The sequence below is a fragment of the Serratia sp. N21D137 genome (assembly GCF_047530005.1).
In the GTDB taxonomy this organism is placed as follows: domain Bacteria; phylum Pseudomonadota; class Gammaproteobacteria; order Enterobacterales; family Enterobacteriaceae; genus Chania; species Chania fonticola_B.
The window spans coordinates 1-17727 of the sequence record NZ_JBLJAJ010000038.1; the positions used below are offsets into that span (position 1 = coordinate 1).

Genomic DNA, 17727 nt, shown 5'->3' on the forward strand with positions numbered 1-17727 from the left:
GAACACATACTCAACACACGAGGGAGAAAATCTCTGGGCTATCGCTCCCCCAATGAGGTATTTTTAACACACTTACAGGCGGCATAAGCCCCCTGGGTTTTGTTGCGTTTCGAGTGGGAATGGGGCTGGCGGGTTGGATTAATGACGGCAAACTCCTCTGTGTCACAATCGCCAAATTGCCCACCAAAAGGAATAAGGTGATATTGCAGGCCTAATTCACCGATAAACCACATCACTTTCTGCACATTAAATGAGTTTTTACGCCCCCAAACGCTTAGCATGGCAACTCCCTCTGTGAGCCAATGGATGCGGTGGTCAACCGGGTGAAACCGTCGTTGAGATCCGCGATCAAATCTTCGGGATCTTCAAGCCCAATATGCAAACGAATGCCTGAACTCCCTGCGGCCCAGCGTGCCGCTGCGCTTGGTTTATCGAGTGCAAATGGGATTGCCAGGCTTTCGAAACCGCCCCAGGAATAGCCAAGGCCAAACAGCCTGAGCCCGTTTAAGAAGGCGGCAATCGCCTGTGCCGGGAAAGGACGCAGTACTATTGAGAACAGGCCCGATGCACCTTTAAAGTCACGCTGCCAAATGGGATGGCCTGGGCAGTCTTCCAGGACCGGATACAGCACCGCCTGGACTTCTTCCCGCCCGGTTAACCAGCGTGCGATAGCCAGCGCGTTACGTTGATGCTCACGCAGCCGAACGCCAAGCGTTCTTAAGCCACGCAGTGCCAGATAAATATCATCAGGGCCGACACATAGCCCCAGATCGCCGTGCAACTGCTTTAGTTTTGGCCAGAGCCGTGCCGTTGCGGATACGGTACCGAGCATGGCATCGGAATGCCCTGCCAAGTATTTGGTGCCCGCTTGAATGGAGAGATCGACGCCGTGCTCATGGGGTTTGAAAAAGAATGGGGTGGCCCAGCTGTTATCCATGATGACGGTAATTCCACGCTGGTGCGCAATACGGGCAATAGCGGCAACGTCTTGTAGCTCAAAGGTGTTGGAGTTGGGGCTTTCAATGTAGATGGCACGGGTACGCCGAGTGATTAATGCCGCTATGCCGCTGCCTATGGTGGGCTGGTAGTAATAAGTCTTGATCTCCAGACGGCGTAGCAGGGTATCGCAGGCATGACGCACCGGTGCATAGCTACCCCGGGTCATTAATAGGTGGTCACCGGGTTTCAGGCAGGTGAGTAACGCCAGATTACAGGCCGTAAGGCCGGAGGGGCATAATACCACCCCTGCGCCCCCTTCCAGTTGGTTCAAGGCTTGTTCCAGGGCTTCAGAAGTGGGGGTGCCACGCCGCCCGTAAATATACGGCTGGGTTCGGTTGAGTAAATCCTGCACCGTTGGGCTCAACACGGTAGAACCGTGGTAGACCGGTGGGTTTACAAAGCCGTGGTACTCACTGGATTTACGCCCCGTATGAGTCAGCAAGGTGTTACAGCCTACGGTTAGGGATGAGGAGAGGACCTCGTCGTGTGAGTGATTTATGGCCATAACAGGTTACGCTCCCAACGTTGATCGTCGCCGTCACGACGATATCGCAGGCGGGTAAAGTGGCGATTACTATCGGCTTGCCAAAATTCGACTTCTCTGGGGGCCAGTGCAAACAGAACCCAGTGTGGAGAGATAAGGCCAGGTTCGGCGCTAAGCCGATACAGTTGTCCCTGTATGGCTGTCTCCAAGTCCCTTGGGGACTCGAGTATTTCACTTTGCCGTGCTGCCAGAATAGCGGCACGAGAGCGTTCTGGGCGGCGTGAAAAATCGGCAATGCTGGCTTCCGCAGACAGGGGGACGACAGGGCCACGCAGACGGATTTGTTGGGCTAACTCAGGCCAATAACAGGTGAGTGCAGCATAGGGGTGATGATCGAGCTGTTGGCCTTTAGGGCTGCGCATATTGATGGCGAAGTGCCAACCCTGCGTGGTGACATCCAGCAGCACGACGGCGCGCGCATCGGGCATGTTTTCACGATCGACGGTGGATAAGGTCATCACGTGGGGTTCCATCACCTGCAAGGCAATGGCCTGATCCAGCCATTGTTCAAACAGTTCCTGGGGTGTGCCGGGAGCGACTGCGGTATCGAACGGTGTGGGGGCATAACCGGAAAACACCTGCAACTGAGCCAGCTTGGTTTTCATATCCATTAGCATGCCATTACTCCCTGTGAAATTGAGCGGCGAATGTAAGAAGCCGCTGTGCGGCAAGATAGTCGGGCACTTCGGTGAGGAAGCCGTTCACCACGGCGGCGGCAACGCGCTTGCCATTTGCTGCCTGGCATGCGGTTTCGAACGTGGAGATAATCTGCCTGGCCTGTGCAATTTCCTGAGCCGAAGGGGTTAACGTTTGATTCACCAGCCCCACAAATTGCTCATTAACAATGGCTTTGGCCCGATACCCCATGCTGCGGGACTGGCGCATATCGCGTTGTGCACCTTCGTTATCCGAATAGCTGTAGGGGCAATCAATCGGTGTAATGCCCATTGCCGTACATTCGACCAAAAAGCGCTGGCGTATGTAGCTTAATTCGCTGCCGGCCCGGGTTCTTTCCGCACCGATATCGGCCACCATATCTTCAGTGCCGACCAGAATGGCGCGAATACGCGAACTTGCCTGTGCAATGGCGCAGGTATTGATGAGCCCGCGAGCGGATTCGATATTGGGGACCAATTCTGTCGAACCAGGCTCAATGTCGTAGCGTATTTCAAAGTGATGAACCGCTTTATCCAACTCTGCAACCTGTTGTGGCGTGGAAACCAAGGACATCATGATGATGTCTGGGCGTGCGGACATCACACTATCAAGGTCTTCTAGCCCCCCGTCATCAAGCGGGTTGATGCGTACTGACGTCAGTGAACCCGCGGCGTGCCAGATGGGCAGGATCTCTTTGGTCAAGTGCCTAGCTTGTGGTCTTAGTGCTGGGGGGGTAAAAGTCTCCAGTTCCTGTATCAGGACATCAGCCCCACTCTCTGCCCCTTGTCGCAAGGCATCGCGATCGGCCCCAGCTAAAAATAGCCATGAACGACGTGGGTTTGACGGTGTTATGGGTGCGGATAATGGCATTAACGATCCCCTGTGTTAAAAGGCTGTATCAAGCGATGAGTATTGGAGCCGTTATAACGAGTCCTGGAAATTCATTACTCGTTGTTTCATGTCATCAGGTACTGGGACCGATTTATTAATCAGGTAATCAAAACAGACATGCGTAGAGGCACCTTGCGCAATCAGTGTCTTGTCGCCATGCTGGTTTTTATGGATTTCATAATACATTTCAAAACTTTTGCTGCCGAAATTGATCACGCGGCAGCTGACCTCTAAATTATCGCCTAATATAGCCGGCGCAATATATTCACAAGAGGTTTTCACCATGATTTGCGGTAACTTTTCGCTGTAAGGGATCGCTAAAAGGGTGTGCATATATTTTACATAGGCATGCTGAATATATTCGTAATAAACCGGGCTGCTGACATGCCCCATTGAATCAGTGTCACGGTATTTGACTTCCAGCGCAATGATGAAGGCTTGCTTTTCCATAAGTATTCTCCAACGTTATGACGAAAATAGGGAATTAAATTATCGAGTTGGGTCAATGCGCTGCTTATAAATCGGCAGGCGATTAATCTGATTGAAAATATTCTTTTTATGCATTTCTTCTGTTCCTCCCACGCTGCAAAAACCGAGCGCATCGCGAACAAAGTCGGCTATTGGCCCTTGCTGATAGCCGATACTGCCGTACAGTTTGAGCAAGCTGGTGGCATTATTGACCAAATCATTGGCACCCATAATTTTTGCCATGGAACTGACCATCAATAATTCCTGTTCCGTATGCTCATTGAGCAAGTGACTTAACGCCCCATAAGCCAGCCAGCGGCTGCGCTCGATCCCGAGCTGTATTTCGACGATGCGTTGCTGAACGTACTGGTGCCGATCGATGGTGCTGCCAAAGCTTGCCCGGCTGTGGATGTAAGACAAGGCGTCCTTCATAAAGCAGGTGGGAATAAGCGCGGCGACCAAGCCGTAATATATTCTGCCTAGTGATATGATTTGTATTAAGTTTTTATGGCCATCGCCCGGTTTGCCAAGCAGTTGTTCAGGGGGGATACGCACATTTGCAAAACGTATGCTGCCGGTAGGCAAATCTGCCAGCCCTAATTTATTGTCTGGTGTTTGGTAGGTAACCCCTGTGGTTTCGCGATCGACGAGTGCCAAAGCGATACCACCCTGATTTTCCGTATTGGCCAGGCGAGTGACAACCAAGGTAAATTGAGTGATAGGAGCGTGAGCAATATTGTATTTTTCGCCTGTCAGCAGATAACCTTGTTCATCTTCAATGAGCATGGTTTTAATGTTACGCGTATCGGTTCCTGTCTCTGGTTCGGCTATGGCGGTTGCACTTAACTCTCCCCGTAGGATGGCAGGGAAATACCGTTCACGCTGCAAGTCATTACCGTACAGCGTTAATGCGCGTACCATGCCCGCTTGAGCAATAATCGATAACAATAAACCGGGTTTCCGGATGGATGACGCGACCCCTTCAAGCGCCGTGGTGAAATGCCACCATCCTAACCCATTACCCCCATATTCCGATGGCACGATATACTGCCAAAGCCCTTCCTGTAAAAGCCGTTGCCATCCTTCGGTATTAAATTCACCGAGGGAGTTGTTTTCCTGATGGGCTAATGAGGTACCCACAGCATAATATTTTGCTCGAATTTCTCTTTGCTCTTCCGTCCAGTCGAATTGCATTTTGAACCCCTCCATGTCTCTCGCTATGATCCTTTGATGTCACCATAACAAACGTATTTTTTCATCAATGAAAAAACTGATAATCTTTCGGCTTGGCTTTTCTGGCTTAGCGTTACTGGTTATATTTAAACAATAAAAAGGAAGCCGGATAATGATTTTGGCACTAAAAATAATGAATTTTGGCCATATTAGCGAATCACTGTGTCGCCCTATTTCGACGCTGTTGGGAGATTCAGCGAGACTGACACCCGACAGCGCCGAAAAATGCGCTAACGGTTATCAGCACTCATCAACTTTTCACCTAATGTCAGCGCCTCTTCCAGGGTTGCCGCTGTTGCCAGCGGGGTGCCGAAAAACTTCATCATTTCTTTGGCATGAGCCATTTGTTGTTCACGCTCTTTAGCATCAGGTTCGACGCTAATCAGGGCGCGGCAGATGCTGCCAAACTTTTCCTTGTTCGCTTTGAACCAGCGCATACGGCATTTGCGATCGTCATTGCTTTCTTCTTTAGGGCGATTGGGGGGGAAAACGATCACGAAGGGGAGAGCTTGAGCGATCAGGCTATTGAGTTCCTCTTCCCATCGTTTGGTGTAACCAGGCACGATGGCCTGGTTACGCATGATCACCAAAGGGAATTGTCGAATGTCGTAGACGGTAAAGCGTTGTGAACTCAGTGTCATGGTGATTCCTCTGTCTATTAAGGTGAATGGGATGATGACTATGCTTTGGCTTTAGGCACAAAAGGCGGTTTGGCAAACCAAACCAGCACGATGGCTAACAGAAATACGCCAGCCAGCGCATAAGAAATATCATTGAAGGCGATCTGTGTGGCCTGCTCGGAGAGCAGGCTATTCAGCCGTTCATAGCCTAGCTGCGCCTGGCCCTGCCCTAAAGTCGCGACCGCCTGGTGAGTATCTTGATCGTAGGCCGTCAGGGACTCGCCTAATTGGGCGTGATGGGAAATCGCACGGCGATCCCACATCAGGGTGGTGATGGAGACCGCCAGGCTGGCACCCAGCGTACGCATAAAAGTGGCCAGCCCTGAGCCAGCCGCGATCTCGTCTGGCTTGAGGTCGGAGAGCAGGATGGCGTTGATCGGCATGATAAACAGGGCCAGCCCCAACCCCTGTAACAGTTGGATCAGCGCGATATGCTGGAAATCAATCTCAATGACAAAGCCTGAGCGCAGGTAAGAGGCCGTAGCTAGCAGGATGAAAGCCCCGCACACCAGCCAGCGCATGTTGAAACGCGGCGCATATTTGCCCATAAAGGGCATCAGTAGCAGCGGCAAGATCCCCATGGGAGCGACAGCCAACCCCGCCCAGATGGGGGTGTAGCCCAAGGTGCGCTGTAGCCAAAGTGGCATGATGACGTTGGTTGCGTAAAACGCGGAATAGGCACCGATCAGCGCAAGCGTACCCACCCGGAAATTGCGATGACGAAATAGCTGCAAATTGACGATCGGCTGTGAGTCGGTCAGTTCCCAGATCACAAAAAACAGTAAGCTGACCACGGCAACGATAGCCAGCACGACGATCTGGGTAGAGTTGAACCAATCCTCTTCGTTGCCTTTATCCAGCAAGATCTGGAGTGCTCCAACCCCCAGGATCAACGCGACTAGGCCAACTCGATCCACCTTGGCACGCTGGGTGCTCTCGGGGCGACCATGCATTTGGCTGGCAACCAGCGTGCAGGCAAAAATGCCGACGGGAATATTGATCAGGAAGGTCCAGCGCCAGGAGTAATAATCGGTGATCCACCCGCCGAGCAAAGGGCCTGCAACCGGAGCGACCACGGTGACCATGGCGATCATCGACAGCGCATAACCCCGTTTTTCCGGCGGATAAATCGACAACATCAGCGCTTGGGTCGTCGGGATCAGTGGCCCGGCCACCGCTCCTTGTAACACGCGACAGAGAATTAACATTTCCATATTGATGGCCATTCCGCACGCTAATGAAGCGGCAGTGAACAATCCCATTGACCAGAGAAACAGCCGCAGTTGGCCAACACGACGTACCAGAAAACCGGTGAGTGGCAAGGCAATCGCGTTGCTGGCGGCAAAACTGGTGATCACCCAGGCGCTCTGGCTACTGCTGGCTCCCAGATTACCGGCGATGGTCGGCAAGGACACGTTGGCGATAGTGCCATCAAGCACGTACATAAATACCGCCAGAGCCAGGCCAAAGGTGGTCCAGTTGACGCTGGGCGGACGGAAATCCTGGGCAGGGATAGCGGAGCTCATATGTCCCCTCCGTTGGCCTTAACGATCTGTTCGATCAAGGCGTCTGATTGACTCAGTTGATCAAGATAGACATCTGTCGCCAGCAAGGGCTCTGGCGAGCGTTGAGCTAATAACGCACCGCTACGGTCATGCAGATCCACATTGACCTGCATGGACAAGCCAATGCGTAGCGGGTGGCTAATGAGTTGCTCGGGCTGAGTGAGGGAGATCCGTACCGGTACACGCTGAACGATCTTGATCCAATTCCCCGTTGCATTTTGTGCTGGCAGCAGCGCGAATGCGGCACCGGTTCCAATACCCAGGTTCTGAACTTGGCCGTTATAGCGTATGGTTTTGCCATAGACATCGGCATAGATCTCTACTGGCTGATCGATGCGAATATCACGCAGTTGAGCTTCAGTGAAATTAGCCTCGACCCAGACTTTATCCAGCGGCACGACGGCCATCAGCGCTTCGCCTGGCTGTACCCGCTGTCCCAACTGCACCTTGCGTTTGGCGACATACCCTGTGACCGGGGAGACGATGGTGGTGCGTGAGCGATCGAGGTAAGCGACACGCAATGCCGCTATCGCTGCCAGTACTTCTGGGTGCGAAGTCAGGCTGGTGTTATCAACTAATGAGAGAGTTTGCTGGTACTGTTGCTCGATAGCGTCCAGCGCGCTCTGTGCCTCCAGAAAAGCGTTGTTGGCATGGGCTAACTCCTCTTTGGAGATGGCATGAGAAAGGGTGAGTGCGCGGCGTCGTTGGTAATCGGCGCGTGCTTTGTCCAGCGTGGCCTGGCGGACAGCGATTTCGGCCTTGGCACCGCTGACCGCACTATACAAACCACGTACTTTGCGCACCACGTTGGCCAGATGGGCCTTGGCATTGTCCAGTGCCAGTTGGCTGTCACCAGGATCGAGCACAACCAGCGTATCGCCAGCGAACACCAATTCACCATCATCGGCGTTGATGGAGACCACGGTGCCATGAAACTGTGGCGTGATCTGTACGACATCACCCTGAACATAGGCGTTATCGGTGCTGGCATACCAGCGGCCATACATGCCATACCATCCCCCCCAGAGAATAGCGGCAAGCAGACAGGCTGCCCCCAGTAAATACAGCAGCCAAGGGCGTTTACTTTTGGCAGGGGTGGGGGAAGGGGTCTTAACGTCATTCATTAGGGGCCTCTGGTTGGTCAATGAGCGGAGAATGTATGAATAATGGACAATTGACGAAAAGTTGGGTAACGTTATTTAGGCTAAAAACAATGAGAAACAATCATGACGGTAGCGGTGCTTGCCAACCATCCCTCCGACCTCAGTGAACGAGCCGATGGCCCTTCACTCATCGCTATGTGGGGTGAAGACGATCCGGGGCTTGAGTTTTGTCTGGGGACGCGCGAATACGATTGGCACCATCATTTGCGGGGGCAGTTGTTCTGCGTGGAGAACGGCTTGTTGCATGTTCGCACCAAGCAGGGATCCTGGCTGTTACCCCCGAACCGCGCTGGCTGGATACCCTCACACGAGCCGCACAAGGTCAGCATCAGCGGCGTCATGAGCGGCTGGACGGTGCTGATTACGCCTGATGCGAGCAAAGACTTGCCCGACCAACCCTGCGTGATTGGCATCAGTGAGTTGATGAATGCGCTAGTACGCCGTGCGGTGTCCTGGTCGTTTGAAGAGACTTTGCAGGTTGAACAGGAGCGGATGATTGCGGTGTTGTTGGATGAAATCCGGCGTTCGCCCCATCAGCCGCTGCATTTGAGAATGCCTACCGACCGGCGCTTGTTACGGATCACCAATGCGATCCTCGCCGAGCCTGATAACACCAGGACCTTGCAAGCCTGGGCGGCTTGGGGAGGGCTTTCCCCCAGCACCCTATCGCGATTGTTTATGGCCGAGACGGGCAACAGCTTTGCACAATGGCGTCAACAGGCAAGGTTGTCTCACGCGTTGGAAATGTTGGCAAATGGTATGCCTGTGAGCAGTATTGCGGATGCCTTGGGGTACGCGACCCCCAGCAACTTTATTGCGATGTTTAGACGGTGTTTCGGCGATTCTCCCGCCCATTATTTCTCCAAGCGCAAGTCGCTGTGATTCGGACCATTGGTTGTTCACCGTGATGAGAGACCAAATCCTGACCTTGGTCGCCCGCAAAACAGGTTTTTGCCTATCCCGGCACGAAAATCCACCATTTCGGTGCTTAAAGCAGCAATCAGACAAAATTCGCGTTTTTTTGCTTTCAGGGGCTTGCGGCGAAAAGGATTTCTCGTATAATGCGCACCCCGTACCGATGAAGAATTTCGTTTCATTCACCATCGTTACGCCGGGCGGGAATAGCTCAGTTGGTAGAGCACGACCTTGCCAAGGTCGGGGTCGCGAGTTCGAGTCTCGTTTCCCGCTCCAACTTCAAAAATGCTGCTGATGTAGCATGATGAAGAAAAAGTAGTTAAAGTAACACCCATGCGACGCGGGAATAGCTCAGTTGGTAGAGCACGACCTTGCCAAGGTCGGGGTCGCGAGTTCGAGTCTCGTTTCCCGCTCCAAAAATTTCAAAGGCCATGTTGTTCATTGTTGGCCGGATGCTTCAAGCATATCAATGCGGGAATAGCTCAGTTGGTAGAGCACGACCTTGCCAAGGTCGGGGTCGCGAGTTCGAGTCTCGTTTCCCGCTCCAAATTTATCTCCAGTTTACATTTAATCCTACGCCGCTTCCGGTGTGACTTTCTTTCAGTTATACCTACTCAGAAAATAGATTGTGAACAGAGTTATCCACAGTTTCTGTACATAATACCTTCTGTGCAAAATTGCAACGCCTCACAAATGAAAATCATATCTTGTTGATAATTATCAATATTTATTTCTTATAAAACGTTATCTCGATCACTTGCTCTTTTTGTGACGCTTGAAAGACAACGCATTTTTATTTTTATGCACAAATCCACAGGGAGAGTCTGAGGGTTTTCTAGGCATCCCTCGGTAATCCTTTCTCGACCGCCCGAATTAAACGTTTTTTCTGCATCGTCTGCACCTCAACCGCCAGGGCCTCACGGCGTGCAAGCTGTTGAGCCAGTGCCCAACTGATATGCTCGTCCAGCATCGGATCCTGACCCTGCCGGGTCTGCAAGCTGATAACGATCTGATCCAGATAAGGGGCGTTGCCGAGCGCTACCGCGATATTGCGTAACCAGCGCAAATGGCCGATACGTCGGATGGCAGAGCCTTCGGTGATACGGAGAAACTTCTCCTCATTCCAGCCAAACAGCTCGATCAGTTGCGGGGCATGCAGCGCAGCACGGGGGCTGAAATCGTCTTCATCCGTCAACTGCGAGAAGCGGTTCCACGGGCAAATGAGCTGGCAATCGTCGCAGCCGTAGATTCTATTGCCCATCAGAGAGCGGAATTCTTCTGGAATAGCCCCTTCCAGCTCGATAGTCAGGTAAGAGATGCAGCGCCGGGCATCGACGGTGTAAGGGGCTACTATCGCACCGGTGGGGCAAGTGGTAATGCAGGCGACACAGCGGCCACACTGCTCTTCCTGCGGCTTATCCACCGGCAGGGGCAGATCGATTAACAACTCGCCCAGGAAAAACCAGGAACCGGCGTCGCGGTTGAGGATCAGTGAGTGTTTACCAACCCAGCCAATGCCGGCTTTTGAGGCCAAGGCTCGCTCCATGATGGGGGCCGAGTCCACAAAGGGCCGGAAATTCAGTTCACCGCAGTAAGCCTGGATTTGATCGCCGAGTTTTTTTAGCCGCTGGCGCAGTAGCTTGTGATAATCACGCCCCAGCGCATAACGGCTAACGTAGCCCAGCTGCGGGTTTTTTAACGTACTGGCGAACGCGGCTTTCGCGGGGAGATAGTTCATGCGCACGCTGATCACCCGCAGTGTGCCGGGTAATAATTCATGTGGCCGCGCGCGCATCATGCCGTGACGTGCCATCCACTCCATCTCGCCGTGGTATTGCTTATCCAGCCACGCCTGCAATCGGGGTTCTTCCGCGCTGAGATCGGTATCGCAGATCCCCACCTGCTGGAATCCTAGCGATTGCCCCCATTGCTTGATATGTTGGGCTAGTTGATCGAGATCGAGGGGGTGTGTCATGACGGGCCATAGTGAGAAACAATACTGTTCCAGTTTACCACACTCTGTTTGGTCTGCAGACTGGATCCGCCAGGCAGAACCTGCTGCTGCCGCAACGCTGGGTCTCTCCTTGTATTCGTTAATGGAGCGTGCCGGTGCGGCGGCTTACCAGCTGGCGTGCGACCGGTATCCGGCCAGCAGGCATTGGCTGGTGCTGTGTGGGCATGGCAATAACGGTGGCGATGGTTACGTGGTTGCTCGTCTGGCCCGTGCGGCGGGTATCAAGGTGACGCTGATTGCCTGCGAAGGCGTTCGTCCATTGCCACCAGAGGCTGCCAACGCCCGGCAAGCCTGGTTGGCAAGTGGCGGAGAAGTCCTGCCCGCGACCAGCCGCTGGCCAGAGGATGTCGATCTCATCATTGATGGTTTATTAGGCACCGGATTGGGGGCGGCCCCCAGAGCGCCCTATGATGCCCTGATCGAAACGGCCAACCGAGCCGAGGCGCCAGTGGTTGCTCTGGATATCCCTTCTGGCCTGCTGGCTGAAAGCGGAGCCGTGCCGGGAGTCTCGATCCGTGCGGCCCTTACGCTGACTTTTATTGCACTCAAACCAGGGTTGCTGACCGGGCAGGCGCGTGATTGGGTGGGGCAACTGCATTACAGTACGCTAGGATTAGCGGATTGGCTGGCAACACAGTCCCTGCAAATCGAGCGTCTTACGGCTGACGATTTGGGTAGATGGCTGAAGCCTCGCCGCCCTTGTTCTCATAAAGGGGAGCATGGTCGTTTACTGCTGGTGGGGGGCGATCACGGTTTTGGCGGAGCCATCCGCATGGCAGCAGAAGCCGCACTGCGTGCTGGGGCTGGACTAGTGCGAGTGCTTACTCACAGTGAGAACATTGGGCCGCTGCTGACCGCCCGGCCTGAGTTGATGGTGCAACGCCTGAGTAATGATATCCTGCAACAGGCGCTGGACTGGGCCGATGTGGTCGTGATTGGCCCGGGGCTTGGCCAGGGCGATTGGGGCCGCAACGCGTTGCAACAGCTGCAAGCCAGTGATAAACCAACATTATGGGACGCTGATGCGCTTAACTTACTGGCATTACACCCCGAGAAGCGTCAGAATCGTATTATTACCCCGCATCCTGGTGAAGCCGCGCGATTATTGAGCTGCCGCACCGCTGATATTGAGAGTGATCGCTTACTTGCAACCCGCAGGTTGGTCGCGCAATACGGCGGCGTTGTGGTGCTGAAAGGCGCAGGTACCTTGATCGCCGATGAGCATGGACAGGTGGCGATCGCCGACGTTGGCAATGCTGGCATGGCATCCGGTGGCATGGGAGATGTGCTGTCGGGTATCATTGGCGGTTTGCTGGCGCAAAAGCTACCGCTGTATGATGCTGCCTGCGCGGGCTGCGTAGTGCACGGCGCAGCGGCAGATCAGGTTGCTGCAAAACAAGGAACAAGGGGATTACTGGCCACCGATCTGCTGGCGGTGATCCCTTATTACGTTAACCCTGAGTTGGCAAAATAGACATTATCGAATGAAAGAACTCGTTTTACCGCTGCCGGATGAGGCAGCCACAGTCGCACTGGGGGCCGTCTTGGCCCAGGCATGCGATCGTGCCAGCGTGATTTATCTTTATGGGGATTTGGGTGCCGGTAAAACCACCTTCAGCCGCGGCTTTCTGCAGGCGTTAGGCCATCAGGGCAATGTGAAAAGCCCAACCTATACGCTGGTGGAACCTTATGCGCTGCAACCGCTGGCGGTCTATCACTTTGATCTTTATCGCTTGGCCGATCCGGAAGAACTCGAATTTATGGGTATCCGCGACTATTTTGCCCAGGACTCGATTTGCCTGGTGGAGTGGCCGCAGCAGGGTACCGGCGTGCTGCCCGAGCCCGATCTGGAACTGCATCTCAGTTACCAAGACGAAGGGCGTCAGGCGAAGCTCCAGGCGGTTTCCGCCTATGGCGAACACTTATTAGAAAGTATCCAGAGGCAACAAGGATGACGCAGCAATGATGTATGGGTTAAGAAGATTTGCTGTAATTGCCTTGCTTGCGCTGCTGGGGCCGTTTGGTGCCTGGGCGGCATCGTCCCTCTCCGACGTCAAAGTGACCAATGCTCAGCGTGAAGCCACGGTGTCAGTGAGCTTTACTGGCCCTCCGGAGTATACCTTCGCCACGTTACATGGCCCGGATCGGGTGGTGCTGGACGTTACCCAAACTGGCAAGGTGGGCGGCCTACCGTTGAACTTCAGCGGCCAGAACCTGGTAAAAAGAATTCGTTCCAGTCAGCCGAAAAATGCGCAAAGCGTACGCTTGGTGTTTGATTTAACCCAACGTGCCAAAACCCGTGTAGCGACGCGTCAAGAGGGTAACAGTTACATCGTCGTCTTCACCATCACCTCAGAAGCCAGGACGGCGACTAACACCGTTCGTAAGGCACCAGTTCCTGTGCCTGTGCCGGTGGTGAGTGAGCCAGTGCGTAAGGCGCCAGTCACGTCAAGTAGCGCCAATCCATTTACTCCGAAGTCGGCTGCGGTATCAGGCACGGCAACCAGCATTACCCCACGTAGCAGCCGGGTGTCCGCCGGTTCTGGCGATCGGGTGGTGGTGGCGATCGACGCCGGCCATGGTGGACAGGATCCTGGCGCTATCGGGCCAAACGGTCTGAAAGAGAAAAACGTCACCATTGCTATCGCGCATCGTCTGCGTGCGTTGTTGGATGCCGATCCGATGTTCAAAGCGGTGATGACGCGTAACGGGGATTACTTTATTTCGGTGATGGGCCGTTCTGATGTGGCGCGCAAGCAGGGGGCCAACGTGTTGGTGTCCATCCACGCGGATGCCGCGCCGAATCGTAGCGCCAAAGGGGCTTCGGTTTGGGTATTGTCCAATCGCCGGGCTAACAGCGAGATGGCCGGTTGGTTGGAACAGCACGAGAAACAGTCCGAACTGCTGGGCGGTGCGGGCGATCTGTTGGCCAATAGCCAGGCCGACCCTTATCTGAGTCAGGCGGTGCTGGATCTGCAGTTCGGTCATTCGCAGCGCGTCGGTTATGACGTAGCCGTCAAGGTATTACAGCAGTTACAGGTCGTAGGTTCATTGCACAAACGCCGTCCGGAACACGCCAGCCTGGGAGTGCTGCGTTCACCGGATATTCCATCTTTACTGGTGGAAACCGGGTTTATCAGTAATAGCACGGAGGAGCGACTGCTGGGCAGTAGCGCATATCAGGATAAAATTGCACGGGCGATCCACAATGGCCTGCGCAGTTATTTCCTGGCGCATCCGCTACAAGCCGACCCAAAGGTGGAAAACCGCCCGCTGGACGTCGCAGCGGCGGTTAACTCCACGACAGACGATCTCAGACAGCCTGAGCCGGTGACCAGCCCGGCCAGAAGCAGCGCCAGCGTAGGAAAAACGCAGATCCATGTGGTGAAGCGGGCGGAAACGCTTTCCGGCATTGCCGATAGTTATGGCACCAGCATGGCGGCGCTACGTGAGCTGAACAAACTGAAAAAAGATGGCGTCTGGGTTGGCCAGCGTCTGAAGGTTCCTGCCGGGAAAACGGCGGCAGCACCGGCTCAGGCCAAGTCCAAGGCAAAAAGCGCTAAACCGAGCAAACATAAGGTGGCTCGCGGTGATACGCTGTCATCCATCGCCGTGAAATATGGCGTCAGCGTCAGCGAGCTTAAACGGGTTAACAAATTAAAGTCGGATGTTGCGCCGCTGGATCGGACGCTGATCATTCCGTAGGCCTGATGCCAACAACAGAGGGAGCCCCATGCCTATCCAGGTGTTACCGCCACAGCTAGCCAACCAGATTGCCGCCGGAGAAGTGGTCGAACGGCCTGCGTCGGTAGTGAAAGAGCTGGTAGAAAACAGCCTGGATGCCGGGGCAACGCGGATTGATATTGATATCGAACGCGGCGGGGCCAAACTGATCCGTATCCGTGATAACGGCTGCGGCATTGCCAAAGCCGACTTGGCCTTGGCCCTGGCGCGCCATGCCACCAGTAAAATCAGTACGCTTGACGATCTGGAGGCCATAGTCAGCCTGGGCTTTCGCGGCGAAGCCTTGGCCAGTATCAGCTCGGTGTCACGCCTGATGTTGACTTCACGCACGGCGGAACAGAGCGAAGCCTGGCAAGCCTACGCGGAAGGGCGCGATCAGGCGGTCACCGTCAAACCGGCAGCTCATCCGGTGGGCAGCACGCTCGAAGTACTCGATCTGTTTTACAACACCCCCGCACGGCGCAAATTCATGCGCACCGAAAAAACCGAATTTGGCCATATCGACGAAGTAGTGCGGCGCATTGCGCTGGCGCGTTTCGATGTGGCGATCAACCTCAGCCATAACGGCAAGCTGATGCGTCAGTACCGCGCGGCAAAAGAAGAAAGCCAGCATGAGCGGCGTCTGGCCAGCATTTGTGGCCCGGCCTTCTTGCAGCATGCGTTGGCGATTTCCTGGCAGCATGGCGATCTCAGCATCCGCGGCTGGGTGGCGGATCCGCAAGGGGCACGCCAGCTTGGCGAAATGCAGTATTGCTACGTCAACAGCCGGATGATGCGCGATCGGCTGATTAATCATGCCATTCGTCAGGCGTATCAGGATCAGTTGAAAGACGATCAACTGCCTGCCTATGTGCTGTATCTGGAAGTGGATCCGCATCAGGTAGATGTCAACGTTCATCCGGCCAAGCATGAGGTGCGTTTTCATCAGGCTCGGCTGGTACATGATTTTATCTACCAGGCGGTTACCACGGTGTTGCAGCAGGCGGGTAATGTCGCGCTGCCATTGGCTGAAGAGTCCGCTGCGCAGGAGGCTCCCGTCTGGCAGCCGGAGAACCGCGTTGCTGCCGGTGGCAACCACTTCTCCCAGCCTGCGCCACAGCGTGAACATCAGCCTGCAGAGCCCTCCGCTGCCCGTGAACGAGCCCCGCAGCCAGCCTATCAGGCCGGTGCGGGTTACCAAAAGCGTGAAGGCGAGCTGTATGGCAAGCTGTTGCAGGCGACACCGCCAGCAGATACGGTAAAACAGCCGCTGTTCCCGCCGGTTAACGCCGTGCAGGAAACCCCGCTCGCTGGTAGTCAGCACAGTTTTGGCCGCGTTCTGATGATTTGCCCGCCGAGCTATGCGCTGGTTGAACAGCGTCAGCAGTTGGCGTTACTGAATCTGACCATGGCCGAACGTTGGCTGCGTCAGGCGCAGCTTTGCCCGCCGGAAGAGGGATTACGGCCGCAGCCGCTGCTGATCCCGATTAAGCTGACGTTGAATAAAAATGAAGCGGCCGCCTGCGTGCAACATCAGGCACTGCTGGTCAAAATGGGGTTGGAGCTGCAATCCGATCACGGTCGTGTGACGTTGCGCGCAGTACCTTTACCATTACGCCAACAAAATTTACAAAAGTTGATACCCGAGCTGTTAGGCTATCTGGCTGAACATCAGGAGATGTCGCCAACGGTGCTATCCATCTGGATCGCCAGCCAATTAGGCAGCGAACACGAAGTGTGGAACAGCTCGCAAGCGATACAATTGTTGACAGAAGTTGAACGACTTTGCCCGCAACTGGTCAAATCCCCTCCTGCCGCTCTTTTACAACCCGTTGATTTGCAGGCTGCATTGGCAGCGCTTAAGCATGACTGAAATTGAAATGAACTCTCGTCCCCCAGCCATTTTTATCATGGGGCCAACGGCCTCAGGCAAAACCGCCTTGGCGATGGCGCTGCGTGAGCGCTTGCCCGTCGAACTGATCAGTGTCGATTCCGCCCTGATTTATCGCGGTATGGATATTGGAACCGCCAAGCCTTCGGCGGAAGAGCTTGCCCAGGCACCACACCGGTTGATTGATATCCGCGATCCTGCGCAAGCGTACTCGGCGGCCGATTTTCGTGCCGATGCGTTGCGGGAAATGGCTGATATTACTGCCACCGGACGTATTCCGCTGTTGGTGGGGGGCACAATGCTTTATTTTAAGGCGTTACTGGAAGGGTTATCGCCATTACCCTCTGCCGATCCCGCAGTACGCGAGCGGATTGAGCAGCAGGCGGCGGAGCTTGGTTGGGAGGCTTTGCACCGCCAATTGCAGGCGATAGACCCGGTTGCGGCCTTACGTATTCATCCGAATGATCCACAGAGACTCTCCAGAGCACTGGAAGTTTTTTTGATTTCGGGTAAAACTTTAACTGAACTGACTAAAATTTCGGGTGAATCGTTACCGTATCATGTTCACCAATTTGCGATAGCGCCAGTCAGCCGGGAGTTGTTGCATCAACGTATCGAGCTGCGGTTCAATCAGATGTTGGCGGCGGGTTTTGAGGCGGAAGCGCGTGCACTTTTTGCACGGGGTGATTTGCATACGGATTTGCCTTCCATTCGCTGTGTCGGTTATCGCCAGATGTGGTCATATTTTTCTGGCGAGATTAGTTACGATGAGATGGTTTTTCGAGGTATTTGCGCAACACGTCAGTTGGCCAAACGCCAGATGACCTGGTTACGGGGTTGGGAGTCGGCTCGGTGGTTGGACAGTGAAAAGCCGGGAGAGGCTTTAGACTCGGTAACACAGGTTGTTAGTGCATAGGTTGAGTGATTGTGTACAATTGATGAGTATTCAGCGCGCAAATTTTTTAGGTCGTTTATTTTGAGCCG

16 protein-coding genes and 3 tRNA genes are annotated in these 17727 nt (G+C 54.4%); 9 read left to right on the forward strand and 10 right to left on the reverse strand.

The annotated features are described in order from the left end of the window. Positions 1 to 38: 38 nt before the first annotated feature. The 9 genes from ACMV5H_RS22240 to ACMV5H_RS22280 form a co-directional block, all read right to left on the reverse strand. Positions 39 to 281: a hypothetical protein gene (locus tag ACMV5H_RS22240; protein ID WP_414822489.1), complete on the reverse strand. Its 243-nt coding sequence runs from the start codon at positions 279 to 281 to the stop codon at positions 39 to 41. Continuing rightward, on the reverse strand, positions 275 to 1504 hold the full coding sequence (metC, locus tag ACMV5H_RS22245) for a cystathionine beta-lyase (protein WP_414822490.1): 1230 nt from the start codon (positions 1502 to 1504) through the stop codon (positions 275 to 277). The genes ACMV5H_RS22240 and metC overlap by 7 nt, the downstream gene beginning before the upstream one ends. Further along, positions 1495 to 2160, reverse strand: a complete 666-nt coding sequence (locus ACMV5H_RS22250; protein WP_094982813.1) for a pyridoxal 5'-phosphate synthase — start codon at positions 2158 to 2160, stop codon at positions 1495 to 1497. Before ACMV5H_RS22250 ends, metC begins: the two co-directional genes overlap by 10 nt. 4 nt (positions 2161 to 2164) lie before the next feature. Beyond that, complete coding sequence (locus ACMV5H_RS22255) at positions 2165 to 3070, reverse strand: HpcH/HpaI aldolase/citrate lyase family protein (RefSeq protein ID WP_037376538.1); 906 nt, start codon at positions 3068 to 3070, stop codon at positions 2165 to 2167. A gap of 51 nt (positions 3071 to 3121) precedes the next feature. Continuing rightward, complete coding sequence (locus tag ACMV5H_RS22260) at positions 3122 to 3541, reverse strand: acyl-CoA thioesterase (RefSeq protein WP_414822491.1); 420 nt, start codon at positions 3539 to 3541, stop codon at positions 3122 to 3124. Between the two features lie 39 nt (positions 3542 to 3580). Next, positions 3581 to 4753, reverse strand: a complete 1173-nt coding sequence (locus ACMV5H_RS22265; protein WP_414822492.1) for an acyl-CoA dehydrogenase family protein — start codon at positions 4751 to 4753, stop codon at positions 3581 to 3583. 269 nt (positions 4754 to 5022) lie between these two features. Further along, positions 5023 to 5433 (reverse strand): hypothetical protein, encoded by a 411-nt coding sequence (locus tag ACMV5H_RS22270; protein WP_021807564.1) that lies wholly within the window; start codon positions 5431 to 5433, stop codon positions 5023 to 5025. A gap of 38 nt (positions 5434 to 5471) precedes the next feature. Further along, complete coding sequence (locus ACMV5H_RS22275) at positions 5472 to 6998, reverse strand: DHA2 family efflux MFS transporter permease subunit (protein ID WP_037376537.1); 1527 nt, start codon at positions 6996 to 6998, stop codon at positions 5472 to 5474. Continuing rightward, positions 6995 to 8161 carry an efflux RND transporter periplasmic adaptor subunit gene (locus ACMV5H_RS22280; protein WP_115159448.1) on the reverse strand — a complete coding sequence of 389 codons (1167 nt, stop codon included), beginning with the start codon at positions 8159 to 8161 and terminating at the stop codon, positions 6995 to 6997. The genes ACMV5H_RS22275 and ACMV5H_RS22280 overlap by 4 nt, the downstream gene beginning before the upstream one ends. Before the next feature lie 102 nt (positions 8162 to 8263). Here ACMV5H_RS22280 and ACMV5H_RS22285 point away from each other — a divergent pair, with 102 nt between their 5' ends. The 4 genes from ACMV5H_RS22285 to ACMV5H_RS22300 all read left to right on the forward strand — a co-directional run bounded on the left by ACMV5H_RS22285 (position 8264) and on the right by ACMV5H_RS22300 (position 9662). Next, positions 8264 to 9082, forward strand: coding sequence for an AraC family transcriptional regulator (locus tag ACMV5H_RS22285; RefSeq protein WP_115159449.1), 819 nt, complete (start codon positions 8264 to 8266; stop codon positions 9080 to 9082). A gap of 233 nt (positions 9083 to 9315) precedes the next feature. Next, positions 9316 to 9391, forward strand: a tRNA-Gly gene (locus tag ACMV5H_RS22290). Between the two features lie 64 nt (positions 9392 to 9455). After that, a tRNA-Gly gene (locus tag ACMV5H_RS22295) sits at positions 9456 to 9531 on the forward strand. A 55-nt stretch (positions 9532 to 9586) separates the two neighbouring features. Further along, a tRNA-Gly gene (locus ACMV5H_RS22300) sits at positions 9587 to 9662 on the forward strand. Between the two features lie 288 nt (positions 9663 to 9950). Here ACMV5H_RS22300 and queG read toward each other — a convergent pair. Continuing rightward, positions 9951 to 11090, reverse strand: a complete 1140-nt coding sequence (gene queG, locus ACMV5H_RS22305) for a tRNA epoxyqueuosine(34) reductase QueG (RefSeq protein ID WP_179253467.1) — start codon at positions 11088 to 11090, stop codon at positions 9951 to 9953. Between queG and nnr the strand changes: the two genes are divergently transcribed. Genes nnr through miaA form a run of 5 tightly spaced genes read left to right on the forward strand, consistent with a single transcriptional unit; the run spans position 11089 to position 17659 of the window. Next, positions 11089 to 12603, forward strand: coding sequence for a bifunctional ADP-dependent NAD(P)H-hydrate dehydratase/NAD(P)H-hydrate epimerase (gene nnr, locus ACMV5H_RS22310; RefSeq protein WP_179253465.1), 1515 nt, complete (start codon positions 11089 to 11091; stop codon positions 12601 to 12603). The genes queG and nnr overlap by 2 nt on opposite strands. Before the next feature lie 10 nt (positions 12604 to 12613). After that, positions 12614 to 13084, forward strand: a complete 471-nt coding sequence (gene tsaE, locus ACMV5H_RS22315) for a tRNA (adenosine(37)-N6)-threonylcarbamoyltransferase complex ATPase subunit type 1 TsaE (protein WP_115159452.1) — start codon at positions 12614 to 12616, stop codon at positions 13082 to 13084. A gap of 7 nt (positions 13085 to 13091) precedes the next feature. Further along, the gene (gene amiB / locus ACMV5H_RS22320; protein WP_115159453.1) at positions 13092 to 14834 is read left to right on the forward strand and encodes an N-acetylmuramoyl-L-alanine amidase AmiB; all 1743 of its coding nucleotides are present in this window, start codon (positions 13092 to 13094) and stop codon (positions 14832 to 14834) included. A gap of 28 nt (positions 14835 to 14862) precedes the next feature. Next, a complete protein-coding gene (gene mutL, locus ACMV5H_RS22325; RefSeq protein WP_115159454.1) occupies positions 14863 to 16725 on the forward strand; it encodes a DNA mismatch repair endonuclease MutL in 1863 nt (620 codons plus the stop codon). Next, on the forward strand, positions 16718 to 17659 hold the full coding sequence (gene miaA, locus ACMV5H_RS22330; protein WP_115159455.1) for a tRNA (adenosine(37)-N6)-dimethylallyltransferase MiaA: 942 nt from the start codon (positions 16718 to 16720) through the stop codon (positions 17657 to 17659). The genes mutL and miaA overlap by 8 nt, the downstream gene beginning before the upstream one ends. Positions 17660 to 17727: the final 68 nt, after the last annotated feature.

Coding starts and splice junctions, on each gene's coding strand:
- ACMV5H_RS22240 (WP_414822489.1), bottom strand. CDS start 281: ATGCTAAGCGTTTGGGGGCGTAAAAACTCATTTAATGTGCAGAAAGTG.
- ACMV5H_RS22265 (WP_414822492.1), bottom strand. CDS start 4,753: ATGCAATTCGACTGGACGGAAGAGCAAAGAGAAATTCGAGCAAAATAT.
- ACMV5H_RS22270 (WP_021807564.1), bottom strand. CDS start 5,433: ATGACACTGAGTTCACAACGCTTTACCGTCTACGACATTCGACAATTC.
- ACMV5H_RS22260 (WP_414822491.1), bottom strand. CDS start 3,541: ATGGAAAAGCAAGCCTTCATCATTGCGCTGGAAGTCAAATACCGTGAC.
- ACMV5H_RS22275 (WP_037376537.1), bottom strand. CDS start 6,998: ATGAGCTCCGCTATCCCTGCCCAGGATTTCCGTCCGCCCAGCGTCAAC.
- ACMV5H_RS22285 (WP_115159449.1), top strand. CDS start 8,264: ATGACGGTAGCGGTGCTTGCCAACCATCCCTCCGACCTCAGTGAACGA.
- ACMV5H_RS22255 (WP_037376538.1), bottom strand. CDS start 3,070: ATGCCATTATCCGCACCCATAACACCGTCAAACCCACGTCGTTCATGG.
- ACMV5H_RS22280 (WP_115159448.1), bottom strand. CDS start 8,161: ATGAATGACGTTAAGACCCCTTCCCCCACCCCTGCCAAAAGTAAACGC.
- amiB (WP_115159453.1), top strand. CDS start 13,092: ATGATGTATGGGTTAAGAAGATTTGCTGTAATTGCCTTGCTTGCGCTG.
- mutL (WP_115159454.1), top strand. CDS start 14,863: ATGCCTATCCAGGTGTTACCGCCACAGCTAGCCAACCAGATTGCCGCC.
- tsaE (WP_115159452.1), top strand. CDS start 12,614: ATGAAAGAACTCGTTTTACCGCTGCCGGATGAGGCAGCCACAGTCGCA.
- ACMV5H_RS22250 (WP_094982813.1), bottom strand. CDS start 2,160: ATGCTAATGGATATGAAAACCAAGCTGGCTCAGTTGCAGGTGTTTTCC.
- nnr (WP_179253465.1), top strand. CDS start 11,089: ATGACGGGCCATAGTGAGAAACAATACTGTTCCAGTTTACCACACTCT.
- metC (WP_414822490.1), bottom strand. CDS start 1,504: ATGGCCATAAATCACTCACACGACGAGGTCCTCTCCTCATCCCTAACC.
- queG (WP_179253467.1), bottom strand. CDS start 11,090: ATGACACACCCCCTCGATCTCGATCAACTAGCCCAACATATCAAGCAA.
- miaA (WP_115159455.1), top strand. CDS start 16,718: ATGACTGAAATTGAAATGAACTCTCGTCCCCCAGCCATTTTTATCATG.